The following is a 24,155-nucleotide window of genomic DNA, read 5'->3' as shown; positions in this document are numbered from 1 at the left end:
TTTAAATCCATTATTTTCATTCGATTTTCGCCAATACCCCGAACCAATTATATCGCCATGAAACTCTTTTTATCAAGCATCCTTGTTTTCTTTTCTTTTTCTCTCAGCTGGGCTCAGGAGGAAGTAAATCTCAACTACTATCTTCCAGAGACCTTTACCTATGATCCGGCCATACCCGAACCTTCGTCTATTCTGGGTTTTGAAGTCGGGGAATGGCACGCAAACCATTCCCAGGTGGTTCATTATTACCAGACCGTCGCCAACAGCTCGCCCCGTGCAACGCTTGTTGAATACGGACGTACCTATGAAAAGCGGCCCTTGCTGATGCTGGTGGTCTCCTCCCCGGAAAATATCCAAAAAATCGAGGAAATTAAATCCAGTCGGGCTGGATTAAGAAACGGCACGGCCAAGCCCGATCAAATGCCCGTCGTTATGTACATGGGACACTCGGTTCATGGAAACGAACCCTCTGGAGTAAATGCCTCGCTTTTGTCTGCCTATCACTTTACAGCGGCCAGAGAGATCGAAGAAGACCTGGAAAATATCGTCCTGCTGATTGACCCTGCCATTAATCCGGACGGCATAAACCGGTTTGCTTCCTGGGTCAACAGTCACAAAAGTTACCATCCAAACGGTGATCCTGCGAACCGGGAACTGAATGAAGCCTGGCCCAGAGGCCGGACCAATCATTACTGGTTTGATTTAAACCGGGATTGGCTACCGGTACAGCATCCAGAGTCAAGAGGAAGAATCAGCCAAATACAGGCCTGGCTACCGAATATTGTACTGGATTTTCACGAAATGGGTACTGACAATACATTTTTCTTTCAGCCAGGAATTCCTAGCCGAAACAATCCACTTACTCCCGAAAAGAATTTTGAGTTGACCGAAAAAATCGCGCAGTACCATGCCAGGTTCCTGGACGAGATTGGGTCCCTGTATTACACGCGCGAGAGTTTTGACGATTACTACTATGGAAAAGGTTCCACCTACCCCGATGTTCAGGGAGCCATTGGCATTTTGTTTGAGCAGGCCTCTTCCCGGGGGCACCTCCAGGAAAATGCCTTCGGAGAGATCAGCTTCCCATTCACTATTCGGAACCAATTTACGACTGCGCTATCCTCTTTTGAGGCCGCCAGGGATATGCGGGTGGAACTCAACCAGTACATGGTGGACTTTTACAACGAATCAAAATCCGCTTATGCCGAAGATGACGACAAGGCGTATATATTTGGAGCCAATGAAGACTATGCCCGATCGTATCACCTTGCAGATATCCTCTTGCAACACGATATTCAACTCTACAGCTTGCAAGAAGATGTAAATCTAAACGGGGTACCTTTCTCCTCGGGAACCTCCTTCATCGTGCCACTGGATCAGCCACAATACAAACTAATCAAATCCATGTTTGAAACCCGCACGGAGTTTCAGGATAGCCTTTTTTACGATGTGTCCACCTGGAACATGCCCATGGCATTTAATCTGGAATACATGGCGCTCAGCAGTCGGATACTAAATCTCGCAAAAGTAGAGGATGTAAGCGAGGGCTTAACCTTCCAGCCGGGAAAAGTACTGGGTGCGGCCGGTGCGTATAGCTACGCCTTTGAATGGCAGGATTATTATGCACCGAAAGCAACGTACCAATTAATGGAAAAAGGATACCAGGTACGTGTTACCCACAAAACGTTCCAAAACCAACTTGGCAAACTATTCAACCGGGGCACCATTCTGGTAGAGAAAGGCAATTCAACCGCCTCCGATGAGGCGTTTTACGAAGACTTGCAAGAGATAGCCTCTGCCAATGGGATCAGCATTCATGCCTTATCCACAGGTTATACCTCCGGCATTAACCTGGGCTCGCCAAGTATCGATGTACTTAAGCAGCCGTCCATCGCTTTGCTGGTTGACGAGGGGGTTGGGAGTGCAGACGCAGGGGAAATTTGGCACCTATTTGACCAGCGAATGGAAATACCTATCACGTTGATGTCGGCAAGCAGCCTATCCTCAGCAAATCTCAACAGGTATTCCGTTCTGATCATGCCAACTGGTAATTATTCCCGTGTTGGAAAAACCGGTGTCAGAAAACTAAACGAATGGCTGGAAAATGGAGGAACCCTCATCGCCCGTGGGACTGCCCTAAACTGGCTGGCTGGCAATGAACTGGCTGCCTTTTCGTTCCTGACACCAGAAAAGACGACGGAGTCGACTCAAAAACCCTACGCAGCCCTGACAAACGACCGGGGGGCCAGAGTGACTGGGGGAGCAATTTTTAACACCACTCTGGATACCACCCACCCACTTGGATACGGATACCTTTCGGGGGACCTGCGTGTTTTTAAGTCGGGCAATCAATTTCTAAAACCGTCGGATAACCCCTATGCCAATCCCTTGATGTATACGGATGATCCACTGGCAAGCGGATACATACATCCAGAAAACCTGGAACTGATGAAGAAAAAAAGCGTAATACAGGTTTCCGCCAAAGGACAGGGACGAATTATTGGATTTGTTGACAATCCAAATTTTCGGGCCTTTTGGTTTGGAACAAATAAACTTTTTCTCAACGCCGTATTTTTTGGGCAGACCATCACGGGTACCTCGGCGAGGTAATACGGAAGGACGAAGTAACATCATTGCTTCGTCCTCTACTTTTCCTTGTATGATGTCCATTTTTAAAGGCTTTTCCCGCGGCATGAACCGTATCTTTTGTAGACGTGATTTACAAAATCCATTAGTTTTATATAAATTGCGGGCAGATAGGTAAACTATGGCCAAAAAGCTTTTCCCGTTAGATAAAAACTATATTCTGCAACAAGCACAAGCTGCAATGGAGGCGGAGATGATGGCATTCATGGTGGAAGAAATTAAAAATTCGTTCACCTGCCTTTTTAACCCCCTTCAATTGCACGACGACACGTATCTTCAGATCCTTCAACAGCCCAATTTTCCAGCCACACACCTGCAGGTTATTTACAGACAACTGTCTGGAATTTATCGGCTCCGCTATGGATCCAATCAACTGGAACTGTTATTTGATGGGAAAAGCCATTTCGAAAAATACCAGGAAGACTGGTCGGCGTGCTTAAAGAGCTGGCTACGAAAGTTAGGAACGGATGAGGGCTTTGTAAAAGCCATGCTGCGAATTACGTTGCTATACGATAGCCCTACCCGGGCGCAATTTGCAGAAAACAGGTGCAAAACGCTGATTAATGATTATTTTGGGCTATTGATCATCAAACGGAAAGGAACGCTTTTGCTAAAAACCGGTTCCTGACTGGTCGGCGGCTAATCTACGGATTCCAGAACAGAACGAAAGGAGACAAACTGACTCCCGAATTTTTCTTTTAACATATCCCACAAAGTAGCACTGTATTTTTTCTGGTAAAACTCGAGGTCTTCCATGCTTTCTGCAAAAAATTGAGCGGAAAAATTTATTCCATCCCCATTGTCCTCCTGCAAAAGCCTGAAAAATCGTTTTTCAAAAAACAATCCGGTCTGCATCACGCGTGGTAGGTACTCATACTTCATCCATTCCACAAATTCTGCTTCCCGCTCGTTGTCTATATTTATCGTAATCGTATACAGTATCATGGATTTATTTGTTTTTTATTAGATTTGCCCGGCAAGATCCGTTTTTGCATATCCGTTTCGTAAACGAAACAAAAATATGAAAAAAATCATTAGTAATGGATCGTACCAAAATTGTACCGAAAATGAAATCGATGACCACTAGCACGCCTCAAAATGCAGCGGATTTACTAAAGAAAAATAGGGTAACCGTCGCAAAAACTGTCGTATTGATTTTGCATTTGGTGGGTATTGGTGGCCTTTACTGGGAAGTAAGCCGGCCGCTGTTTCAGTTGGTTACTCCCCTGCATCTGCTGCTGGTTACAGCGCTATTACTCGCCTTCCACGGGGGATACAATCGGCATTTTCTGCTATTTGCGTTCAGTGCTTTTGCGATCGGCATGGTGACCGAAATTATTGGCGTTAACACCGGCCTGATCTTTGGAGAATATTCTTACGGACCGGTACTTGGTCCAAAAATTTTGGGCGTCCCGCTGATGATTGGCGTCAATTGGTTTCTAATGGTCTACGTAACTGCCGGGGTTTGGCACCAAATCATTGGAAACGATTTTTTAGCGGCCCTGGCCGGCGCCGCACTGATGGTGGCGATGGATTTCAACCTGGAGCCAGTGGCCATCAAATTGGATTTCTGGCAGTGGGAATCAGAAACGATACCAATTTCTAACTATTTAAGTTGGTTTTTGATCGCCTTTGTGATCCAGATGCTCTACAGAAAGCTGGCCTTTGCCAAGGAGAATAAACTAACCTTCTTCGTGTTTCTTAATTTACTGCTGTTTTTTTTCCTGCTGGCAATTATTCTTTGATAAAAAAAACATTTTAATCGCATTAAAGTTACCTCAATGATGATCTATGCATTATTTTATATAGCGGCTGGGTTTTTATCCATGGAATTATCCGGGTGGTTCATTCACAAGTACCTTATGCACGGTCCATTGTGGGGGATTCACAAAACCCATCACGTTCACACCAAAGGCTATTTTGAGTGGAACGACCTGTTTTCACTGCTTTTTGGAAGCGTAGCTGTTATTTTGATTTTTCTGGGAGTGGAAACGCTCGATTACCGATTTTGGATGGGCATCGGAATTAGTCTGTACGGAATGAGTTATTTTTTTTTACACGATGTGCTAATACACCGGAGGATGAAGTTCTTCAGAAAACCAAAAAAAGGGTACCTGGCGGGGATTTTTAAAGCGCACCAAGCGCATCACGCTACCCGGGAACGGGACGGTTCGGTTGCGTTCGGATTGTTTATTGTTCCGTTTAAATACTTTAAAGAAAGATCGAAATGAGTAATTATTCCATAAAGGACCTGGAACAGCTGTCGGGGATCAAGGCGCATACCTTGCGTATTTGGGAGCAACGCTACAACCTTCTCAAACCCAAACGGACCGAGACCAATATTCGGTTTTACGACGACGAGGACCTGAAGCTCATTCTTAATGTGGCTTTGTTGAACGACAATGGCTTCAAAATAAGCAAAATTGCGAAGATGAATTTTGAGGACATGAAGACAGAAGTCCTCAAACTCACCGATCGGTCCTTTGCCTACGACGATCAGATTCATTCTCTGATTATCGCCATGGTGGAATTGGACGAAGACCGATTTGAAAAGATCATCTCCACAAACATTTTGAAAATTGGCTTCGAAATGTCCATGCTAAATATCATCTATCCTTTTTTATCGAAAATTGGTGTTTTGTGGCAAACCGGAAGCATTCATCCTGGGCAGGAACACTTTATCAGCAACCTGGTCAGGCAAAAACTTATTGTTGCCATTGACGGACAGTTGTATACAGGGGGAGGAAAAAAATTTCTCCTCTTCCTTCCGGAAGGAGAGCTCCATGAAATCTCCTTGCTCTTTTCCTGTTACCTCTTAAAATCAAGCGGTCATAAAGTGATCTACCTGGGACAAAACACACCTAGAGAGGATTTGAATAGCGTTTATTCCGTCCATAAACCGGACTACCTCGTGACCGTCATTACCACGTCACCTTCCGGCCCGCAGGTGCAGGACTACCTGGACTACCTATCGAAGAAATTTCAGGAATCAGAAATTCTGGTTTCCGGATACCAAATTATCGGGCAGGACCTGGAAATACCGGCTAATGTACACGTGATGCATTATTTAAAGGATATCAAAGAATACTTGCTATCTCTGACACACGTGGCTTGATGCCCGTTTTCTAACAAGAGGAATATTTATCTGGCAATCACGTCGGTGCCGCGAGCATGTACTCCATGCGATCGTTGCGATCTACTTGCCATTTCTGGCAGGTTCCATCCACTTACGTAATTTTTTTACAGGATTGCGTACTAAATTAATGTAAATTTTACGAATTCCACTTAACTTACTCTCCTGAAATCACATTCACCCGGAATAAACCAGGCTCCGATTCCTGGGCTGATCGCCACGGAAAAGGGCTGGAATAAATACGACACGAGGCATCCCGGCAGGAAGAAAGGCCCCGAAGGCAAGCGTCCAACCCATCGCGGTTGGTTTCGCTGCGTGTGGTTTTCTAGCGTCACACCAAAACATAAACAATCGTACCTCATTTGATTTGATCACAATGAAAGGAACAGTGAATTTCAAAAAACTTTCAAGTCCATGCGTACTCCTTTGGACGCTATTTGTTATCAGCAGCGCTTGCGATCCGGGCAGCAGCCTCCCCAAAGGCGACCCGGATAACGGTGGCCTTTTCCTTCCGGATGGTTTTGAAGCTCTGGTGGTTGTCGATAGCATTGGGCGGGCACGGCACCTGACGGTAAACGACAATGGAGACATCTACGTAAAGCTTCGGGTACCAAACGAGCAGGGGCAGGGCATCGTGGCGCTTCGGGACACCGATGCCAATGGAAAAGCCGATGTGATAGAAACGTTTGGCGACTACCCGGATACCGGCAATTACGGAACCGGGATGGAAATTTACAATGGATACCTGTACTTCAGTACCGCGGGTGAGGTGTACCGCACCCGCCTAGACCCGGAAAAATTGGTGCCTACGGGAGAGGTAGAGTTGATCATGAAAGACGATTATAAAAATGCCGAGCATGGCTACGAACACATCGCTAAACCCATTGCTTTTGATGGAGAGGGAAACATGTACGTTCCGTTTGGCTCTCCCGGAGACGTCTGCCAGGAGTTTAATCGTCGACCCGGCGCCCCCGGCATGGAGCCTTGTCCACAGCTGGAATGGCACGGAGGTATCTGGCGGTTCGATGCGAACAAACCGAACCAAACCCAGCAGGACGGATACCGGTACGCGACGGGGATACGTAGTGTAGTGGCCATGGATTGGAATAAGGAAGAAAATAGTTTGTATGTCGTTCAGCACGGCAGGGATAACTTACACCGGACTTGGCCGGAAATGTATTCCCGTTGGGAGTCGGCCCTGCTTCCATCCGAGGAGTTTTTCAAAGTGGAAGACGGTACCGATGGCGGCTGGCCGTACTATTACTACGACCACATGCGCGAAAAAAAATTACTGAATCCCGAATACGGTGGTGACAAAGAAAAAGACACGGGAGCCGAAAATGTGGAATGGCCCCTGGTGGGTTTCCCCGGCCATTTTGCGCCAAATGACCTGTACTTTTACCGGGGCGATCAGTTTCCGGAAAGGTACAAAAACGGCGCCTTTGTTGCCTTTCACGGCAGTACCATCCGCGGTCCCTACCCGCAGGGAGGGTATTTTGTGGGGTTTGTGCCCTTCGAAGATGGAAAACCCTCCGGGCCATGGGAGGTCTTTGCCGATGGGTTCGCCCAATTGGACACGATCGTCAATACCGGTGATGCAGCAGCCCGGCCAATGGGGATTTCCATGGGCCCCGACGGCTCTTTGTACGTTACCGAAAGCGTGCAGGGAAAGGTCTGGAGAATCGTCTATTCCGGAGACAAGTCGGAATTTGGAGACGCTGCGCTAGCGAAGCTGGAAGAGCGGAAAAAAACCAGAACCAATATCAAAGACCCCGACGAAGAATTGGACAATCTTGAAAAAGGGCTGTTGGAAACCGGTGCCCAAACGTATAATATCTACTGTGCTACCTGCCATCAGGCAAACGGGAAGGGTGATGGAACCCGCTTCCCACCCCTGTCCGAAACGGATTGGGTAACCGGAAACCGCGGTGATAATAAGCGAAAGTTAATCGAATTGCTTCTAAATGGTCTGGAAGGCCAAATCGAGGTAAATGGAGTGGCCTATAACGGCATTATGCCGGCCCATTCCTTTTTGAGTGATGCAGAAGTGGCAGGCGTACTAACCTATATTCGAAAAAGCTTTGGCAACAATGCCTCAAGTATTTCTGCCACTGAGGTAGCCCAGGTTCGCAGAGAATTAAAATAATTTGTGTTGGAAGCTTCTATTACTTAATTTCATGACACGATGAACCCGATATACTTCCTGTTTCTATTGGCTTTTGCTCCCATTCAAAATCCCAATCCAAAACCCATGTTCCAACCCGGACCCGCTCCTTCCGAATACCTCGTTAAACCTGTCAAAAAACCGATTCCCATTGACGGAAATTGGGAAAAAGAAGTTTGGCAAGAAGTACCGGCAGCGGAAATTGCCTTGCATATGGGTGAAAACCCGCCGTTCACTCCGACCACCCAGGTAAAATTACGCTACGACAAACGTCATATTTACGGGATATTTAAGGTGGAAGACCAGTACGTTCGCTGCCTGGTGGAGGAAATCAACGGTCCGGTTTCGACGGATTCCTGCGTAGAATTTTTCTTCGCGCCGGACAGCAATGCCCCCCTCGAGTACTTTAACCTGGAAATTAACTGCTCGGGCGTACCGCTGTTTCATTACGTGACTGCTCCCCGAAAGGAGTACGAGGTCGTGGATGCAGAGAAGATCGAAAAGATCGAAATCGCGCATTCGCTCTCGGGAAAGATCGACCCGGAAATCCAGGAACCTGTCACCTGGTACATCGAATTCAAACTGCCGCTAAAAATTCTCAAGTCCTACCGTGACATCACGCCGCCAGGGCCCGGTGTGCGCTGGAAAGCCAATTTTTACAAAACAGGCAGCAAAACCAGTAATCCGCACTACTTCACCTGGAACGAAGTCATCAATCACCGGCCGGATTTTCACCTGCCGCACTATTTTGGAAACCTTATCTTTGAATAAGCCATGAAGAGATTCCCACTATCTTTCGCGATTTTTCTCTGCAGCCTGTTGGTTCTCCAGGCGCAGGAGTTTGATATTTTGATCAGAAATGGCCATGTAATTGACCCGAAAAATCAGCGGGATGAAGTGTTAGACATCGCCATCAAAGACAAAAAAATCGCCCGAGTAGCAAAAGATATCGATGCCAGCGCAGCAAAGAAAACGATCGATGCCACAGGCATGATTGTCAGTCCGGGTTTGATAGACATTCATGGCCACCACTTCTTTGGAACGGTTCCTCACCGCTACCTGAGCAATAGTTATTCCGCACTTCCTCCCGACGGGTTTACCTTCCGGGCCGGAGTGACCACGGTGGCAGATGCAGGTGGAGCGGGATGGAAGAATTTCCGCACGTTTAAGGAACAGGTAATCGATCGATCCCGAACAAGAGTCCTCGCCTTTATCAATATCGTGGGAGATGGCATGAGCGGGGTGGTCCCCAACGAACAGGACCAAAGCGACATGGATCCAAAGATGACCGCGATGGTAGCCCGCCAATTTCCAGAAATAATCGGTGTGAAAATCGCCCACTTCAGGGGACACGAATGGGCTCCCTATCACAAAGCCGCAGAAGCCGGCAGGTCCGCAGGTATTCCAGTCATGGTAGACCTGGGCGGAGCCGACCCCGCACTGCCTTTATCCACGTTATTTCTGGAAATCCTCCAACCGGGCGATATACTCACACACATGTATGGGCGCAATTACTCCGGACATGGGCCGAAAGAAGCGGTTTTGGATGAAAATGGCACCGTCCGCCCGCATTGGAAAGAAGCTCGGGAAAAGGGATTGATCTTTGATGTAGGGCATGGTGGTGGCTCCTTTTACTACGACATCGCCGTGCCAGCGACGCAGCAGGGATTTTGGCCCAACACCATCAGCACAGATCTGCATACCGGAAGTATGAATGGCGGCATGAAAGATATGCTAAATGTGGTATCCAAAATGATGAACTTGGGAATGAGCCTCCAAGAGGCCATTGCTGCCTCTACCTGGAAACCTGCGCAGGTCATCCAACGGGAAGAACTGGGCCACCTCTCCGAAGGTGCTGAGGCCGATATTGCTGTCTTTTCCCTTCACACCGGAGCGTATGGATTCCTGGATTCCTCGGGAGCTGCTGCCACCGGGACGCAGAAGCTCGAAGCAGAACTGACCTTACGGGCAGGGGCCATTGTCTGGGACCTTAATGGGCTAGGGAGCAAAGCCTGGAACGACTGAGGTACTGAACTAAAGCTAACCACCCTTTTCACGAACGCCAACACTTAAATAACTAGTATCATGCAAAAACCACTACACTACATGCTATTACTGGGACTTATGACCCTCTCCGTGATGGGCTATTCCCAACAAGACCCGGAGCAAAAATTGAAAGCCATGGGCATCACCCTTAGGGAACCTGCCCCTCCAACGGCCAACTTTGTCCGAGCTGTCCGTACCGGCAATTTGGTGTTTCTCTCCGGACACGGTCCTAGCCGGGGCGATGGCACCAGCGTACAGGGAAAAGTAGGTACTGAGCTGACCATAACGGAAGGCCAGGAAGCGGCACGCCTCACGGGCATTGCCCTGCTTTCTACCTTGAAAGCCGAAATTGGGGATTTGAATAAAGTAAAACGCATTGTAAAAGTCCTCGGTATGGTAAATGCAAGTACGGATTTTACCCAACAGCCCCGCGTCATGAACGGGTTTTCGGACTTTATGGTGGAGGTTTTTGGAGAGAAAGGAAAACATGCCCGCTCCGCGGTTGGCATGGGTTCCCTACCCAATAATATTGCGGTGGAAATTGAAATGATTGTAGAAATAGAAGACTAAGGCCTTCAGCAGGGCCTGCCATTTACCGGCCCTGATCGTATAAAAAGACAAAGCAAATGTTAAGTAGAAGAAAATTATTAAAAAGACTGGGAACACTTCCCTTGATTGGAGGAGTAATGGGTAGTGGAATCCCGCTATCCGGTGCGCTGGCTGCGGAAACCTCTGCGGCCCCAAAACGAGATCTGGTCAAGGAACTCGGCCTCCGTAGCTTTATTAATGCAGCCGGGACCTATACCGCAATGACCGCTTCTCTGATGCCCAAAGAAGTCATGGAAGCGATTAATTTCTCTTCCGACCACTACATCATGCTGGACGAGGTTCAGGATAAAGTAGGAGAAAAGATCGCCGCCATCTGCCACGCAGAGGCTGCTACCGTCACGGCTGGCTGCTGGTCGGCCATGGTTTTGGGAACCGCCGGAGTTTTGACGGGAAAAGATCGGGATAAGATCCGACAGCTTCCCAACCTGGAGGGGATGAAGTCCGAAGTCATCGTTCAAAAATCCCATAACGTGGGGTACGTACATGCGATTACCAACACCGGAGTTTCGGTGGTAGAGGTAGAGACGGCCGCCGACGTGGACCGTGCAGTTAACGACAAAACGGCAATGCTGTGGTTTTTGAATTACCAGGCCCCGGCCGGTAAAATAACCCACGAAGAGTGGGTTGCACTCGGAAAAAAACACGGAATTCCGACCATGATTGACATGGCTGCCGATGTGCCTCCTGTCGAAAACCTCTGGAAGTACAACGACATGGGATTTGACCTGGTCTGTATTTCGGGTGGAAAGGCCATCAAGGGTCCCCAAAGCGCCGGCATACTGATGGGCAGAAAAGACCTCATTGAGGCCGCCCGGCTAAGTGCTCCCCCTCGTGGAGGCACCATCGGCCGTGGAATGAAAGTAAACAAAGAAGAAATTCTCGGGATGTACGTCGCACTGGACGAATACGTCAAAAAAGACCATGCGAAAGAGTGGAAGGAATGGGAAGACAAAGTGGCTTATGTAGCCGCGGAAGTAGAAAAAATCAGTGGCGTTACCACCGAAGTTTCTGTTCCTCCCATTGCCAACCATACGCCCTACCTAAAAATTTCCTGGGACCCCGCTACGATAAAGCTTACCCGGGAACAAATGCAGGAAAAACTTCGGATGGGGCAACCATCCATTGAAGTAATTAGTGGAGGCGATCATGCGATTAGCATGACCGTGTTTATGCTCCGACCCAAAGAGGAAAAAATTGTGGCAAAACGAATTGCCGAAGAATTACAAATCGCTAAAGTGTAACCCATGAAAGTAAGAATCCCTGGCATGCTGCTGATATTGATGCTTATCAGTAGCCTGGTTTCCGCCCAAACGTATGACCTTCTTATCAAAGGAGGCCGATTAATCGATCCGAAAAACAACGTTGATGGCCTGATGGACGTCGCCATCACGGATGGAAAAGTAGCCAAAGTGGCCGCGTCCATACCGGCAAAGGATGCCAAAAAAGTGATCCCGGCTGAAGGTTTGGTGGTTACCCCCGGACTGATCGACATGCATGGCCACGTTTTTCACGGCACCCAGCCCAACCACTACCTGAGTGATGGGCTGCTTGCGGTACCACCGGATGGATTTACCTTTCGCGTCGGCGTCACCACCATCGTCGATTGCGGAGGACCCGGATGGAAAAACTTCGACACCTTTAAAAAGAACATCATTGAACCCAGCAAAACCCGGGTGCTTGCTTTCATGAACATCGTGGGGGAAGGAATGCGGGGCGGCGCCTGGGAACAAAATACCGGGGACATGGATGCCAAGCTAAGTGCCATGGTAGCCCAACAAAACCGACAACACGTGGTTGGCTTTAAAGTCGCTCATTACGGAAGCCGGGATTGGATCCCTATTGACCGGGCCGTGGAAGCGGGAAGGATTGCCGACATACCCGTGATTGTGGACTTCGGCGGTTCTACCCAATTTGAACCGCTTTCCATTCGTGAACTCTTTTTCGAACGATTGAGACCGGGCGATATCTATACCCACACCTATGCCGAATTAAATGGCTCGCGGGAGACGGTAGTGAACCGGGAAACGCGCCAATTCGAACCCTTTGTACTGGAGGCACAGAAAAGAGGCATCGTTTTCGACGTAGGATACGGTGGAGCCAGCTTTGAGTTCAAACAAGCCATTCCTGCCCTTGCTGCCGGGCTCTATCCCAATACGATTAGTACGGATCTTCATACCGGCAGTATGAATGCCGCGATGAAAGATATGCTAAACGTCATGACCACATTTATGGCCATGGGCATGGAATTACCCCATGTAATTGAAGCAAGTACCTGGGAACCTGCCAAAGTAATCAAGCGGACCGAACTGGGTCACCTTTCGGAAGGCGCCATTGCGGACATTGCCTTGCTACACATTCGGGAAGGTGAATTTGGCGTCTGGGACCGTACCGGACAGAAATTGGCAACGAATCAGCGACTGGAATGCGAAATGACCATCAAAGGAGGCCAGGTGGTGTATGACTTTAATGGACGGGCTGCACAAGACCTGATCCAGTAGACGCGTTTTTGCTTGTCTTTTTAAAAAGCTTTCCCGGTAGATGGGAAAGCTTTTTTTATGGGAAAAAATGATTGGCGTGGGCAGATTACAACGCCGAAGTAACGAAAAAGTCTGCGAGCGGGGGCTACCATGGGGTATTGCCTAAGCCAGACGTTGCGATTATGTATGCTACTCCGGCTGCGTACAATCCGCCGTAGAACGCGCTCCCTTCCCGCAAAATTTACCCTTCGTTTTTTTCTTTGAGGCTTACCTTATCGGTCTTGTTTACGATATCACGGATGATCTCATCCAACTCTTCGGCCGAGTCCAGTATCATTTTACGAAAATTATCCCTGCCAAAATCATTTTCCAAACTTTCCATAGCCATCACCAAACTCATCAGTCTGGCAAGGGGAGCCCTGACCACATGGGATTGCATCCAGGCTATTTCCTGCAGGCGTTTGTTCTGATCCTCTATTGCGTGGATGTACTTCATCCGGTCAGTAATGTCATTGGCAAGCACCACTTCTGCCCGGATACCCTGGTAATCGATTACGTTACTCTTTATTTCTACGGTGATGATCTCTCCGTTCTTCTTCCGGTGCCTAAAAATCTTCGGTCCGGGAAAGGCCGGTTTGCCGTCCCGGATGCCGGCTATAACCCGTTCCAATCGGGAGACTTCCTCCTTTGGACGAATATCCCGCAGCGTCATGGTCAAAAACTCCTGCTTGGAATATCCATAATGATCAATTGCCGCCTTATTTACGTCCAAAAATTCCAGAGTATCGAGACTATACAAATACATCGGTTGCGGGCTTAAGTGAAAAAGCTCCTTATAACGCCTCTCAGAATCCTTTAACTGCCTGGAGATTTTATACCGTCCTATGCTGTAGATGATGCTTTTGTAGAGGGAAGCGGGCGACAACTCGTCCTTAAGTAAATAATCCGAGACACCGATAGCCAGGGATTTCATGCCGAATTCAATGTTTGAATACCCCGTCAACACCAAGAGACTTACATCACCTGCCAATTCCTTTATTTTTAGAATTAGCGCCTGTCCTTGCAGATCAGGCAGCGTAAGATCCAGAATGATCGCGTCCAGTGCAATGCCGGGCTCCTCCAATTTCGTCTTAGCTTCTTCAAACGTATTGGCTACCGTTAATTCCAGGTTGAGTATTTTTTCGTGAAGGTACTCCTCGATCAATAGTACGTCTCCCAGGTTATCTTCAACCAATAAAATATGATATCCTTCCTGATCCTTTACCATTCTATTCTGAAAAAAAAACGACGCAGGAGAGATGGCTATTTCCACGCTAATTGCCTGCCTTACTTATTGCTGTATGTGTAACGTAGTCCGTTTGTTGAACGGCTTTGTTAAAAACGATTTAATTAACTCAATATTAAAACTAAATCCTATAATTTAATAATTTTTCTAAGATTTATCTGGGGTATAATCAGCTGGTGTCGGAACTTTTTGCTTAAATCCATTCACTGAATGGTTTTTGGAACGGTGAAATAAAAGGTACTTCCCTTTCCAACCTCGGAGTGAAAACCGATCGTTCCTCCAATATTTTCAATGATCTTTTTACACATAGCCAGTCCAATCCCCGAACCAGAAAATTGATCCTTCGCATGCAGTCGGGTGAATAATTGAAAAACCCGATCCTGAACTCCACGCGGAATCCCAATTCCATTATCACGAACATAAAACTCCCAAAAATTCTCCCTTTCTTCCGCTCCCACCTGGATTTTAGGCACTTTTCCCGAATCCTGGTATTTGAGCGCATTGCTGATGAGGTTCTGAAATACTTGCTGAATGGGAGCAACGGGTACGCGAAGCACTGGAAATGTACCCACCGTCACCTCTGCCCGTTTCTGCTGAATAAGTTCCTTGTGAAGCCTCAAAATATTGGTGATCACTTCGGCTATCGCCAACTCTTTCACCTTTTCCTCGATACGACCTACCCTGGAATACGCCAAAAGGTCCATGATGATGTTTTTCATCCGGCTGGCCCCATCTACGGCATAAAAAATAAATTCCTTCCCCTTTTTGTCCAAAACGGATTCGTAGCGTTTTTCCAAAAGGCCCAAAAAACCAGTAATCATTCGAAGGGGCTCCTGCAAATCGTGCGAAGCGATGTAAGCAAATTGCTCTAGTTCCTGATTGGAGCGTTCCAGCGCCCGCGCTTTGCTCTCCAATTCCCCGTTTAAGCGATTGAGGTTTTCTTCCCTGATTTTTCTGTCGGTTACATCTCGGGACATGCCAACCAAACCCACCACCTTTCCTTTTGCATCTTTTAAGGGAACCTTGTTGGTAAGCAACCAGACCTGTTTTCCCTCCCGGTCGTAATAAAACTCTTCCACGTTCATTACCGGCACACCCTCTTCAACAATCTTTCGATCATACGCATCCATGCCTGCAGCAATTTCCTCGGGAAAATAATCGAAAACCGTCTTGCCTAGCGTCTCCCATTCGGATTTCGCACCCAAGAGATCTTCGTACTGGTACCTGTTGTTTATGATGTGCCTACCGGCGGTATCTTTTACATATATCTGAATGGGCAAATTGTCAATAATTGCCCGCAGCAAAGACCGCTCTTTTGCCAGGGCCTCGTCTCCACGCTTTTTCTGGGTGATGTCGTAGCCCACCCAAATGTATTGATACACCCGAGCTTGATTGTCACGAAACGGAATCACCACGGTATCCGCCCAAAAACTACCGCCCCTTCGCTTTCTCCCGCGAAGTTCCCCTCTCCAAATGTTTCCCGCCATCACGGTATCCCAGCAGCTGGCAATCAGTTCCCGATCACTTTCTTGATACAAAATCTTGAGCGAAGCCTGTTCGATGCTCTCCTTATCAAAGCCGGAAATCTTCTGAAATTTCTGGTTGAGGTAGACCACCTGCTTGTCCTTATCCAGGATCATCACCAGACAAGCGGCATCCAGGGCAAATCGGTAATCGGATAGCTCCTTCAGGCTCTCCAGCAGTTGCTCCTCCGCCTCCAGGCGTCCCGTAATGTCTTGAATCAAAACCATCGAGCATTTTTTTCCCGCGAGGTCTACCCGGTGACCGGTGACTTTCACCAACAGGTGATCGCCCGCTTTGTTTCGATGCCTCCAGACCTTTCGTTCCTGATCGCCAAGTGTATCAACACTCCCTGCATCCACTTTTAGTGCTAAAAAATCCTCAGGATATCCGATATCCCGCAGGTTCAGCTGCAAAAACTCTTCACGGCTATAACCGTACTTTAGCAAGGCTTGCCGATTGCAGTCGATCATGTTTAGGGTCTCATTTTCCCAAATAAACATGGGCATGGGGGCATCCCGAAATAAATACCGGTAAAGATCCCCCGAATCCGGTGAAAACTGAATGCAAGACTCTTGTGCAAAACGGCTTACCAATTCCAGGCTTCCGCAAAAACGATACAATTCCTGCTGCCCTTGCTGGCATACCGCCCTTCCCCTGATCTGCACCCAATTGCCAGAAAGTAAGGATAGCGTTTCTTCAAATTCTTGCTTGTTCTCCACCAACAATTCGACATTTCTAGCAAAAATCCGGTCGAATGGAGAAGCGAACAACTTTTTTGCCGCGTGCAATGGCACGGATCGAGCGCTGGAAATCTCAAGTATTTCGGCACAAATAGCGCTGATATGCAACAACTGCTGACTTGGATCAACTTCCCACGCGCCAATTCGGCAATCGTTTAGGACCTTCGACCACCGGTAGTTTTCATCGGCTTGAGCAGTCATTTGTGTCGGGTTAATTGAAAAAATGCGGGTAGCGTGCTACATACCAAATGACCTTCCGGGCTTTTCTACCCTGAACCAGTCAATATTTCCATTGTCTTGCAGGGTCACGTAAGCTGTCTTTCCATCGGGCCCACCAAATGCGATATTGGAGGGCTTTTTACCCGAAACAGTAATCTCCTCCAAGAAGTCTCCGTCGGGCGATAATTTAGCCACCGTTCCTTTCCCGTGTCGGGTAACGTACAGGTTTCCGTCGGTATCTACCCGCATGCCGTCCATACCAAAATCATCAAACTGATGAATCAGCCGCTTGTTTGAAAGCTCTCCCGCCTCGCTTAAATCGTATGCCCAAACCGTACGCTGAACGGATTCATTGACGTACAGGGTACGGTTATCCGGGCTTACCTCGATGCCATTGGTAGTCCCCATACCGGATTCCAGCAAGACAAATTTTCCATCCAGCCCTACCCGCCAGATTTGACCGGTGCTCTCTTTCCAATTGGGATCACTGGCGAATACAATGTCGTTGTCCATAATAGCCAGATCGTTGGGCTGATTTAATCCTTCATGGTGTGCATAGACGGATATCTCCTGCGTAGCCATATCCACCCGGAGCACGTTATGACCCGTGTAATCTGCTATGAGCATCTCACCTTTGGAGGTAAACCGGATACCGTTACCGGTGCTTCCCTCGGGAAGCGTCACAAATAAGGAAACCTTGCCCTCCGGAGTAACCTTACCTATGGTACCTCCCTTTTCAAAATTAACCACATACAGGTTTCCTTCCCTATCCACTGCCGGCCCTTCAATACCGGAAGTGAACTCATTTCCAGTGGTAAAAGGCTTGCTTTGGTAGACAACTTCTTTTTCTTCCATGACGGTCGTTTCTTCTACGTTTTTGTTTGGACTACAGGCCACTACGGCTATCGAAATTAAAAGGGAGTACCAGCGGACACTATTCGTAACTGATCGGAACATAACCATAAATAAATCAAACAATTTGGTTTGCAGGGAACATTCTGGCTGGCCAGCTCCTGGCGCCAACGAGTTCCAAACGAAAGTACACAAAAATTCAGGAAAAATGGTAGGAAACACGAGAATTTCATGTGAATACGGGGACCCTGTAAGGATCTGCAATTTTTTCAGCCGAAATAGCTTCCGCTTACAGGACTGCTTGAATTCTTGTCCGGGAAGCATTTGGAGAAAAAAATTAATTGGTATATATTCCAAGGTTTTATTGCGTACACAAAAATCAATCCCCATATTCAATCATGGAAAAACTGAAACGAAGAACTACCCTGAAAAAATTATTTGCCTCGCTTGCCGGACTTGCAGGCATCGGAAGCGTAGCTCACGCGAAGTCAGACGCCACTCCGGAAAAGGAAGCGTTTAGCATCACAGAGGAGCAGGATGTACCCTTGTTTTCAGGAGCAACCAAACTCGGCAATACGGTATATATCGCCGGAAAAGGCGCGCACTTTGAAGGCGATATCAAAGCGCATACCGACCATGTGCTCAAAGAATTAGAAAAGGAATTGGTCAAGGCTGGAAGTTCCATGGAAAAGGTGTTGAAAGTGAACGTTTACCTGCACGACCTGGCCGACTACAAGGGAATGAACGAGGTGTTTCGAGGAAGGTTTGGAAGCAAGCCACCGGTACGAACCACCGTTGCCACCTACGGAGGGGTTCCTGGAGATTCCCTGGTAGAAATGGACTGCATTGCCTATATCTAATACCAAAACGTTCTCCTGAAACAACCCAAAAACCCAGAGTCCCTTGAAAAAAGAACGCATTTTTACCTACCTGATTGGAGCGGGATTACTTTGCCTGCTCGTGGTTTTTATCCTTCTTTTGTCAGGAAAAATAGCGACCGCTGGACCGGTATTGATTCTATTCTTCGCCTTACTAGGCATTGGGTTTCGTGGGTTTTCACAACTTAAAGGGTTCACCTATACCACCATGATCTTTGCCGGTGTGACGGCGGCTATGTATTATCCGGACTATTTCGTGTCCTACAACGGGTATGCCTACAGCAATCTGATCACTCCTCTTATACAGATTATCATGTTTGGTATGGGGACCTCCATGTCGGTCAAGGATTTTGCCGGGGTGGTCAAAATGCCCAAGGGTGTATTTGTGGGATTGCTTTCGCAATTTACCATCATGCCCGTATTGGGCTTCATCCTCGCGACGCTCAGCAATTTCCCTCCAGAGATTGCTGCCGGCCTTATCCTCATTGGCTGCTCCCCAAGCGGACTGGCCTCGAACGTCATGAGTTACCTGGCAAAAGCAAATCTTGCCCTTTCCATCACCATTACAGCGATTTCTACCTTGTTGGCACCGTTTATGACGCCTTTGCTGATGAAGGTGCTGGCCGGGGAATTCGTTGAAATCGATGTGCTTGACATGATGTGGAGCATCATCAAAATGGTCATTATCCCCATAGGAGCTGGCCTTGTATTCAATCGCTTCCTAAGCGGCAAAGCAAAATGGCTGGACGATGCCATGCCCCTCGTATCCATGATCGGCATCGGCGTGATCATCGTGATCATTACTGCTGCCGGAAGAGACAGCCTGCTCGACATTGGCGGCCTTTTGATTGTCCTGGTATTTATCCACAACATCATGGGTTACAACCTGGGTTTCTGGTTTAGCAAGTGGCTTGGTCTCTCCGAAAGGGATGCACGTACAGTTGCCCTCGAGGTAGGGATGCAAAACGGGGGACTGGCCTCGGGCTTGGCGAAAGAAATGGGTAAAATCGCGACCATCGGGTTGGCACCGGCTGTTTTTGGACCGTTGATGAACATCACCGGATCGGTGCTCGCCTCCTACTGGCATCGAAAACCACCCAAAGAAGATTCGCCGAGCTGATCCGTGGAGCTTCCGTCATTGCCCCCCAAAAAAGTCGCTCACATCCTACTGGCGCTATCTAGTTTCGGGTTTGGAATGGCTGCTTACCTTTTTTCTATCGAAAACACAGGTGCTGCACAGGTATTGCTCTTGTCCTCCCTGGTACTGACCGGCCTGGGTTTTTACCTCCACCCCTTGCTAAAAGGATACCTCTACACATGGATGATCCTGACGGCAGCCGGGCTCGCCCTACTCTACCCGCAGCCTTTTGTATCCTATCGGGGTTACCCACTTAGCCAGCTAATCATTCCACTGCTTCAGTTTATCATGTTTGGTATGGGCAGCTCGATGACTGTGAAGGATTTTGCCGGGGTAATCAAGATGCCCAAAGGCGTATTTATCGGCTTGGGCTGCCAGCTTACCATCATGCCGCTGTCAGGGCTACTAATCGCCCAATGGAGCGGCTTACCGACAGAAATCGCCGCTGGAATAATTTTGGTCGGTTGTTCTCCAAGTGGGGTAGCGTCCAATGTTATCAGCTTTTTGGCCCGGGCAAATTTGGCATTGTCCATCACCATTACCGCGGTATCCACGCTATTGGCTCCACTCACCACCCCGCTGCTGATGAGTTGGCTGGCTGGCTCCTATATTGAAATCAACGTGTGGGATATGGTATGGAGCATCCTGAAACTGGTGCTATTCCCTATAGCTGGCGGCTTGCTCTTCAACCAGCTATTGCACGACAGGGCCCAGTGGCTTCAGCGCGTTATGCCTACCGCATCCATGCTCGTCATTGCCCTTGTAATAGTCCTCATCACCGCATCCGGAAGAGATAATTTGTTGGATATCGGCGGATGGTTGGTGATCGTCGTGCTTTTCCACAACCTGCTGGGGTACAGTTTAGGCTTTTGGGCGGCCCGATTATTTGGACTGGACGAGCGGGATAGCCGAACCATTGCCCTGGAAGTAGGCCTGCAGAACGGAGGAATGGCCGGAGGACTCGCCAAAGAAATGGGCAAATTGGCCAGCCTTGGTCTGGCACCAGCCGTGTTCAGCGTCTTGCAAAATATTACCGGGTCCATCCTCGCTTCATTTTGGCACAAAAACCCGCCCCCAGCTAAAAGGAATAGACCTGCACGTTTCCATTATTGAGCGAATACACTACGTAGGGATCACCCTGTATGCGCAGCAGCTGTATGTCGCGAACATCCCCGCGAATAAAAACACCGGTAACCGCAGGATCAGCAGTTTTGAAGCCACCCATTCCATCTCCCAGTAATACATACCCATTATTGGCGTCCTGTTGCCCAAAGCTCACCCGTGTTTTTGTCAGGTTACCTCCGGTCAGTAGGTCAAGGTACCCATCCCCATTGATATCCATCAGTTCCGTGGCGTACATGGGTGCAAACTGCGCTTCACGTGGAAAAGGAACAAAACGAAAAGCGGCGTTTCCATCATTTTCAAAATACCCTGATTGCAATGTAGTCGTGAGCAAGGTATCCGCTCCCTGAATTTGTTCACTCGTGAAAAACTCGCCAACTGGTGTTTTTGCGAAGCTTCGGTAATCCGAAAACACCCCCTTAAACGAGGGAAGTTGCCCCAGGAATTCGTCCCTGCTGAATGCAAAGGCGTTGGTGTCTGCCATGTAATAGGTAAAGAGGGGATCTACAGATCCGTTTCCATCAAAATCTTTGAAAACCAGCCGCATCGGCTGATCTTCGCTGCTACCAAAGGGATTGTTTTCACCCTGGTTTCCCACGATCAGATCCAGGTCCCCATCCGCATCCAGGTCAGCCACCGAAAGGTGCTTCCACCAGCCCGATAGGCCTTCGGGAATGGCGTCCTCTTTGCGCTCCATCGAGCTGCCTCCCTGATTCAGGTATACCTGCGGAGACATCCACTCCCCAACGAGCACGAGGTCAAGAAGGTTGTCCCCGTTTAGGTCCAATAATTGGGCATCGGATATCAGGCCCGGATGCAACAGGTCGGCGCAAAAACGCTCGGTCATATCAACAAAGGTTCCATCCGCCGCATTGCGGAGTACATAGCTCCTCGGAGCCCTCGGGAAACTCCCCGGGACGTAGCGACCCCCCACAAACAGATCTGCCAACCCATCATTATCCAGGTCGCCTACCTGCACGATACTCCCACTCACCCGCATATCTGGAAGGGCAGCGGTACTACGTACAAAATTACCCTTGCCGTCATTCAGGTAAAGGCGATCCAGATACCGTTCGTCTCCTGCCGGATAATCGTTACCTCCACTCACCACGTACAGGTCCAGGTGACCGTTGCCGGTGACATCGATAAAGGCTGCATCGGTATCCACCGGAGCCCGATCCTCTTCAAAAGCAGGCTGAGGAACGTTCCGAAAGGATCCATTCGGTAGCTGCACATAAAGCTGCCCCGGCTGATCCGTTCCTCCACCCACATACAGGTCCTCCAAACCGTCACCCGTAACATCGCCAACCGTTAGTTTAGGCCCGAGAGCGGACATGGTATTTGGCATTAGCCGATCTTGAATGAAATCGAGAAAGGGGCTTTCACGATGGGTAAAATCCAGACCCAATGCATCTTCCACGGGTACAAACAACGACTTTGTTTCCGACCCCACGGGCGGTTGATCTCCTACATTCCGTTGATCCAAATACAAGGTTTGGTTTATGGAAAGGTCCTGCAAGACCTGGTAGTCTCCACCGGGCCAAAACACTTCCAGACTGTCGATTCGTTCGATGCTACCCAGACCAAAAACCAACTCGTGGTCCACCGAGGACTGATAGCCCCGGGTAGGTATCAATTCCTGTTGCCAATGCTTTGCTTCTCCATAGACCCGTACCTTGGCTCCGATTCCACTGGTATTTTGCCCGCTGCCTTGCAACCTTACTTTTAAAAAGGCCCGGTCAAAAAGCCGCTCACTGTTGTTCCGGTAAATGCTCACGGGCTCATTCGTATGGCAGACAATGAGATCCAGGTCCCCGTCTCCATCCAGGTCGGCATACGCCGCTGCATTGGACACAGTCTCACGTTGCAGGCCCCACTCCGATGCTTTGTTGACAAAGCTCAGGTCACCCTGATTGTGGTACAGGTAATTCTGTACATATATGGGCGGCATCTTATCGATCAGATCAATCAAGGCTTCCTCCTTTTCGCTTTGATTGGACTTCATCCGTTCGCTTACCATGTAGTTCAAAAAGTCCATGTCCAGGTAATTTCTGGCGTACCCATTGCTAACAAAAATATCCTTCCAGCCGTCGTTATCGAAGTCTGCAGCCAAAACCGCCCAACTCCAGTCGGTATGAGCGATGCCGGCGTACTGCCCGATTTCCACGAACTTGCCGGCACCATGATTGAGATGAAACATGTTGCGCATGGTTTGGGCGTGAAAGCCCTTGGCTAGTAGCTCCCGGTATTTGTCGTAATTTTCCGGACCCAGTATGGATTTCTGGGTAAAATTAAATTCCGGCATCATGTCCATGGTCAGGAAATCCGGAAGCAGGTCATTGTTCATATCGGCGGCATCTGCTCCCATGGAAAAAAGCGACACATGCCCCATGTACTCCCGCACACTTTCCTTAAACGTGCCGTCCTGTTGATTCACATACAGGTAGTCTTCTTCGTTGTAATCGTTACTGACGTAGATATCCAGCCAGCCGTCATCGTTGAAATCAGTTACCGTTACCGCCAATCCGAATCCCAACACGTTACCAATGATGCCACTTTCCCGGCTTACATCGACAAATATTCCTGAATCGTTGCGATACAATTTGTCACCTAAAAAATTACCGGTTTTTCGTTTAAAAGAACCATCTATCCTGCTGAATCCAGCATATTCCTGCGTGGAATGATTCAGCAGGAACAAATCCAGATCGCCGTCATTATCGTAGTCAAAAAATGAGGCCTGGGTGGCATATCCGGGATCATCCAACCCGTAGGCAGCGCCTTGCTCCAGGAAAGTCAGGTCGCCTTGATTGATAAAAAGCAAATTTCTCCGGTTATTGGGATCATTTGCCGCCGACCGGCAAATATAAATATCCAGCAAACCGTCTCCGTTCACATCCGCCATCGTGGTTCCGGTATTCCAAAGACCTGCCGCAGCTACCCCTGCCGACTCGGTGATGTCCTCAAAAGAAAAATCCCCTTTGTTCAGGTACAGTTTACTGGCCATCATGTTGCCCGTAAAATAGATATCGGGCAAGCTATCCCCGTTGATATCCCCAACGGCTACTCCTCCTCCCTGGTAAAAATAACCGTAAGTCAACACGTTAAATGCATCCGACTCGCGTACCAGGTTTTTGAAAGTGATGCCAGTTTTGCTGGATGGCAGCTCCGTAAAAACGGCATTGGGATCCTCGTTGGTACAAGAAACACTTGCAAGTATTAGTAGTCCCCCATATAAAAACCGAAATCGCTTCGTCATAATCTGTCTCGTCGAATGGAAAGTAAAAAAGTGCCGCGAGTTGCGGCACTTTTTTTAACTAGTATA

General features: G+C 48.5%; 19 protein-coding genes. 14 read left to right on the top strand and 5 right to left on the bottom strand.

Features of this window, described 5'->3' with window-relative positions; all coding sequences use genetic code 11:
- Positions 1-57 precede the first annotated feature (57 nt).
- Together BMW71_RS09750 and BMW71_RS09745 are read left to right on the top strand one after the other, a co-directional pair.
- Positions 58-2,610: a M14 family metallopeptidase gene (locus tag BMW71_RS09750; RefSeq protein WP_092172974.1), complete on the top strand. Its 2,553-nt coding sequence runs from the start codon at positions 58-60 to the stop codon at positions 2,608-2,610.
- Positions 2,611-2,767: 157 nt separating this feature from the next.
- Entirely contained in the window at positions 2,768-3,274 is a 507-nt protein-coding gene (locus BMW71_RS09745) for a hypothetical protein (protein WP_092172971.1), read from the top strand.
- Between the two features lie 11 nt (positions 3,275-3,285).
- On the opposite strand, the gene BMW71_RS09740 is transcribed toward BMW71_RS09745, so the two are convergent.
- On the bottom strand, positions 3,286-3,591 hold the full coding sequence (locus tag BMW71_RS09740; protein ID WP_092172968.1) for a DUF4286 family protein: 306 nt from the start codon (positions 3,589-3,591) through the stop codon (positions 3,286-3,288).
- Positions 3,592-3,686: 95 nt separating this feature from the next.
- Here BMW71_RS09740 and BMW71_RS09735 point away from each other — a divergent pair, with 95 nt between their 5' ends.
- From BMW71_RS09735 to BMW71_RS09690, 9 genes are all read left to right on the top strand, one after another.
- Positions 3,687-4,391 (top strand): carotenoid biosynthesis protein, encoded by a 705-nt coding sequence (locus tag BMW71_RS09735; RefSeq protein ID WP_244891139.1) that lies wholly within the window; start codon positions 3,687-3,689, stop codon positions 4,389-4,391.
- A gap of 39 nt (positions 4,392-4,430) precedes the next feature.
- Positions 4,431-4,877 (top strand): sterol desaturase family protein, encoded by a 447-nt coding sequence (locus tag BMW71_RS09730; RefSeq protein ID WP_092174768.1) that lies wholly within the window; start codon positions 4,431-4,433, stop codon positions 4,875-4,877.
- Positions 4,874-5,761 (top strand): MerR family transcriptional regulator, encoded by an 888-nt coding sequence (locus BMW71_RS09725; protein WP_092172965.1) that lies wholly within the window; start codon positions 4,874-4,876, stop codon positions 5,759-5,761. The genes BMW71_RS09730 and BMW71_RS09725 overlap by 4 nt, the downstream gene beginning before the upstream one ends.
- A gap of 394 nt (positions 5,762-6,155) precedes the next feature.
- Positions 6,156-7,925, top strand: coding sequence for a PQQ-dependent sugar dehydrogenase (locus tag BMW71_RS09715; RefSeq protein ID WP_092172959.1), 1,770 nt, complete (start codon positions 6,156-6,158; stop codon positions 7,923-7,925).
- 39 nt (positions 7,926-7,964) lie between these two features.
- The gene (locus tag BMW71_RS09710) at positions 7,965-8,714 is read left to right on the top strand and encodes a carbohydrate-binding family 9-like protein (RefSeq protein ID WP_244891138.1); all 750 of its coding nucleotides are present in this window, start codon (positions 7,965-7,967) and stop codon (positions 8,712-8,714) included.
- 3 nt (positions 8,715-8,717) lie between these two features.
- Entirely contained in the window at positions 8,718-9,968 is a 1,251-nt protein-coding gene (locus BMW71_RS09705; RefSeq protein WP_092172956.1) for an amidohydrolase/deacetylase family metallohydrolase, read from the top strand.
- Between the two features lie 99 nt (positions 9,969-10,067).
- Positions 10,068-10,559 (top strand): RidA family protein, encoded by a 492-nt coding sequence (locus tag BMW71_RS09700; protein ID WP_394333693.1) that lies wholly within the window; start codon positions 10,068-10,070, stop codon positions 10,557-10,559.
- A gap of 56 nt (positions 10,560-10,615) precedes the next feature.
- Entirely contained in the window at positions 10,616-11,839 is a 1,224-nt protein-coding gene (locus BMW71_RS09695; RefSeq protein WP_092172950.1) for an aminotransferase class V-fold PLP-dependent enzyme, read from the top strand.
- A 3-nt stretch (positions 11,840-11,842) separates the two neighbouring features.
- Positions 11,843-13,096: an amidohydrolase/deacetylase family metallohydrolase gene (locus BMW71_RS09690; protein WP_092172947.1), complete on the top strand. Its 1,254-nt coding sequence runs from the start codon at positions 11,843-11,845 to the stop codon at positions 13,094-13,096.
- Between the two features lie 220 nt (positions 13,097-13,316).
- On the opposite strand, the gene BMW71_RS09685 is transcribed toward BMW71_RS09690, so the two are convergent.
- The 3 genes from BMW71_RS09685 to BMW71_RS09675 form a co-directional block, all read right to left on the bottom strand.
- Positions 13,317-14,342, bottom strand: a complete 1,026-nt coding sequence (locus BMW71_RS09685) for a PAS domain-containing response regulator (protein WP_092172944.1) — start codon at positions 14,340-14,342, stop codon at positions 13,317-13,319.
- Between the two features lie 221 nt (positions 14,343-14,563).
- Positions 14,564-16,825, bottom strand: coding sequence for a PAS domain S-box protein (locus tag BMW71_RS09680; RefSeq protein ID WP_092172941.1), 2,262 nt, complete (start codon positions 16,823-16,825; stop codon positions 14,564-14,566).
- Positions 16,826-16,861: 36 nt separating this feature from the next.
- Complete coding sequence (locus BMW71_RS09675; protein ID WP_092174763.1) at positions 16,862-17,800, bottom strand: SMP-30/gluconolactonase/LRE family protein; 939 nt, start codon at positions 17,798-17,800, stop codon at positions 16,862-16,864.
- A gap of 293 nt (positions 17,801-18,093) precedes the next feature.
- Between BMW71_RS09675 and BMW71_RS09670 the strand changes: the two genes are divergently transcribed.
- The 3 genes from BMW71_RS09670 (at position 18,094) to BMW71_RS09660 (ending at position 20,824) form a co-directional block, all read left to right on the top strand.
- The gene (locus tag BMW71_RS09670) at positions 18,094-18,555 is read left to right on the top strand and encodes a RidA family protein (RefSeq protein ID WP_092172938.1); all 462 of its coding nucleotides are present in this window, start codon (positions 18,094-18,096) and stop codon (positions 18,553-18,555) included.
- Positions 18,556-18,598: 43 nt separating this feature from the next.
- Positions 18,599-19,693 (top strand): bile acid:sodium symporter family protein, encoded by a 1,095-nt coding sequence (locus BMW71_RS09665; protein ID WP_092172935.1) that lies wholly within the window; start codon positions 18,599-18,601, stop codon positions 19,691-19,693.
- A gap of 75 nt (positions 19,694-19,768) precedes the next feature.
- Complete coding sequence (locus BMW71_RS09660; protein WP_092172932.1) at positions 19,769-20,824, top strand: bile acid:sodium symporter family protein; 1,056 nt, start codon at positions 19,769-19,771, stop codon at positions 20,822-20,824.
- Here the strand turns inward: BMW71_RS09660 and BMW71_RS09655 are convergent.
- On the bottom strand, positions 20,790-24,089 hold the full coding sequence (locus tag BMW71_RS09655) for a VCBS repeat-containing protein (RefSeq protein WP_092172929.1): 3,300 nt from the start codon (positions 24,087-24,089) through the stop codon (positions 20,790-20,792). The two genes, BMW71_RS09660 and BMW71_RS09655, sit on opposite strands and share 35 nt — an antisense overlap.
- Positions 24,090-24,155 lie beyond the last annotated feature (66 nt).

The sequence above is a fragment of the Cyclobacterium xiamenense genome (assembly GCF_900109255.1).
In the GTDB taxonomy this organism is placed as follows: Bacteria; Bacteroidota; Bacteroidia; order Cytophagales; family Cyclobacteriaceae; genus Cyclobacterium; species Cyclobacterium xiamenense.
Note: the sequence above shows the minus strand (reverse complement) of the source record. Positions and strands in the feature narration are given on the sequence as shown.

What these genes read in the sequence shown, in the direction of transcription:
- BMW71_RS09655 (WP_092172929.1), bottom strand. Translation starts at nt 24,089, where the DNA reads ATGACGAAGCGATTTCGGTTTTTATATGGGGGACTACTAATACTTGCA.
- BMW71_RS09680 (WP_092172941.1), bottom strand. Translation starts at nt 16,825, where the DNA reads ATGACTGCTCAAGCCGATGAAAACTACCGGTGGTCGAAGGTCCTAAAC.
- BMW71_RS09735 (WP_244891139.1), top strand. Translation starts at nt 3,687, where the DNA reads ATGGATCGTACCAAAATTGTACCGAAAATGAAATCGATGACCACTAGC.
- BMW71_RS09670 (WP_092172938.1), top strand. Translation starts at nt 18,094, where the DNA reads ATGGAAAAACTGAAACGAAGAACTACCCTGAAAAAATTATTTGCCTCG.
- BMW71_RS09750 (WP_092172974.1), top strand. Translation starts at nt 58, where the DNA reads ATGAAACTCTTTTTATCAAGCATCCTTGTTTTCTTTTCTTTTTCTCTC.
- BMW71_RS09660 (WP_092172932.1), top strand. Translation starts at nt 19,769, where the DNA reads ATGGCTGCTTACCTTTTTTCTATCGAAAACACAGGTGCTGCACAGGTA.
- BMW71_RS09690 (WP_092172947.1), top strand. Translation starts at nt 11,843, where the DNA reads ATGAAAGTAAGAATCCCTGGCATGCTGCTGATATTGATGCTTATCAGT.
- BMW71_RS09695 (WP_092172950.1), top strand. Translation starts at nt 10,616, where the DNA reads ATGTTAAGTAGAAGAAAATTATTAAAAAGACTGGGAACACTTCCCTTG.
- BMW71_RS09740 (WP_092172968.1), bottom strand. Translation starts at nt 3,591, where the DNA reads ATGATACTGTATACGATTACGATAAATATAGACAACGAGCGGGAAGCA.
- BMW71_RS09745 (WP_092172971.1), top strand. Translation starts at nt 2,768, where the DNA reads ATGGCCAAAAAGCTTTTCCCGTTAGATAAAAACTATATTCTGCAACAA.
- BMW71_RS09730 (WP_092174768.1), top strand. Translation starts at nt 4,431, where the DNA reads ATGATCTATGCATTATTTTATATAGCGGCTGGGTTTTTATCCATGGAA.
- BMW71_RS09685 (WP_092172944.1), bottom strand. Translation starts at nt 14,342, where the DNA reads ATGGTAAAGGATCAGGAAGGATATCATATTTTATTGGTTGAAGATAAC.
- BMW71_RS09715 (WP_092172959.1), top strand. Translation starts at nt 6,156, where the DNA reads ATGAAAGGAACAGTGAATTTCAAAAAACTTTCAAGTCCATGCGTACTC.
- BMW71_RS09700 (WP_394333693.1), top strand. Translation starts at nt 10,068, where the DNA reads ATGACCCTCTCCGTGATGGGCTATTCCCAACAAGACCCGGAGCAAAAA.
- BMW71_RS09710 (WP_244891138.1), top strand. Translation starts at nt 7,965, where the DNA reads ATGAACCCGATATACTTCCTGTTTCTATTGGCTTTTGCTCCCATTCAA.
- BMW71_RS09725 (WP_092172965.1), top strand. Translation starts at nt 4,874, where the DNA reads ATGAGTAATTATTCCATAAAGGACCTGGAACAGCTGTCGGGGATCAAG.
- BMW71_RS09675 (WP_092174763.1), bottom strand. Translation starts at nt 17,800, where the DNA reads ATGTTCCGATCAGTTACGAATAGTGTCCGCTGGTACTCCCTTTTAATT.
- BMW71_RS09705 (WP_092172956.1), top strand. Translation starts at nt 8,718, where the DNA reads ATGAAGAGATTCCCACTATCTTTCGCGATTTTTCTCTGCAGCCTGTTG.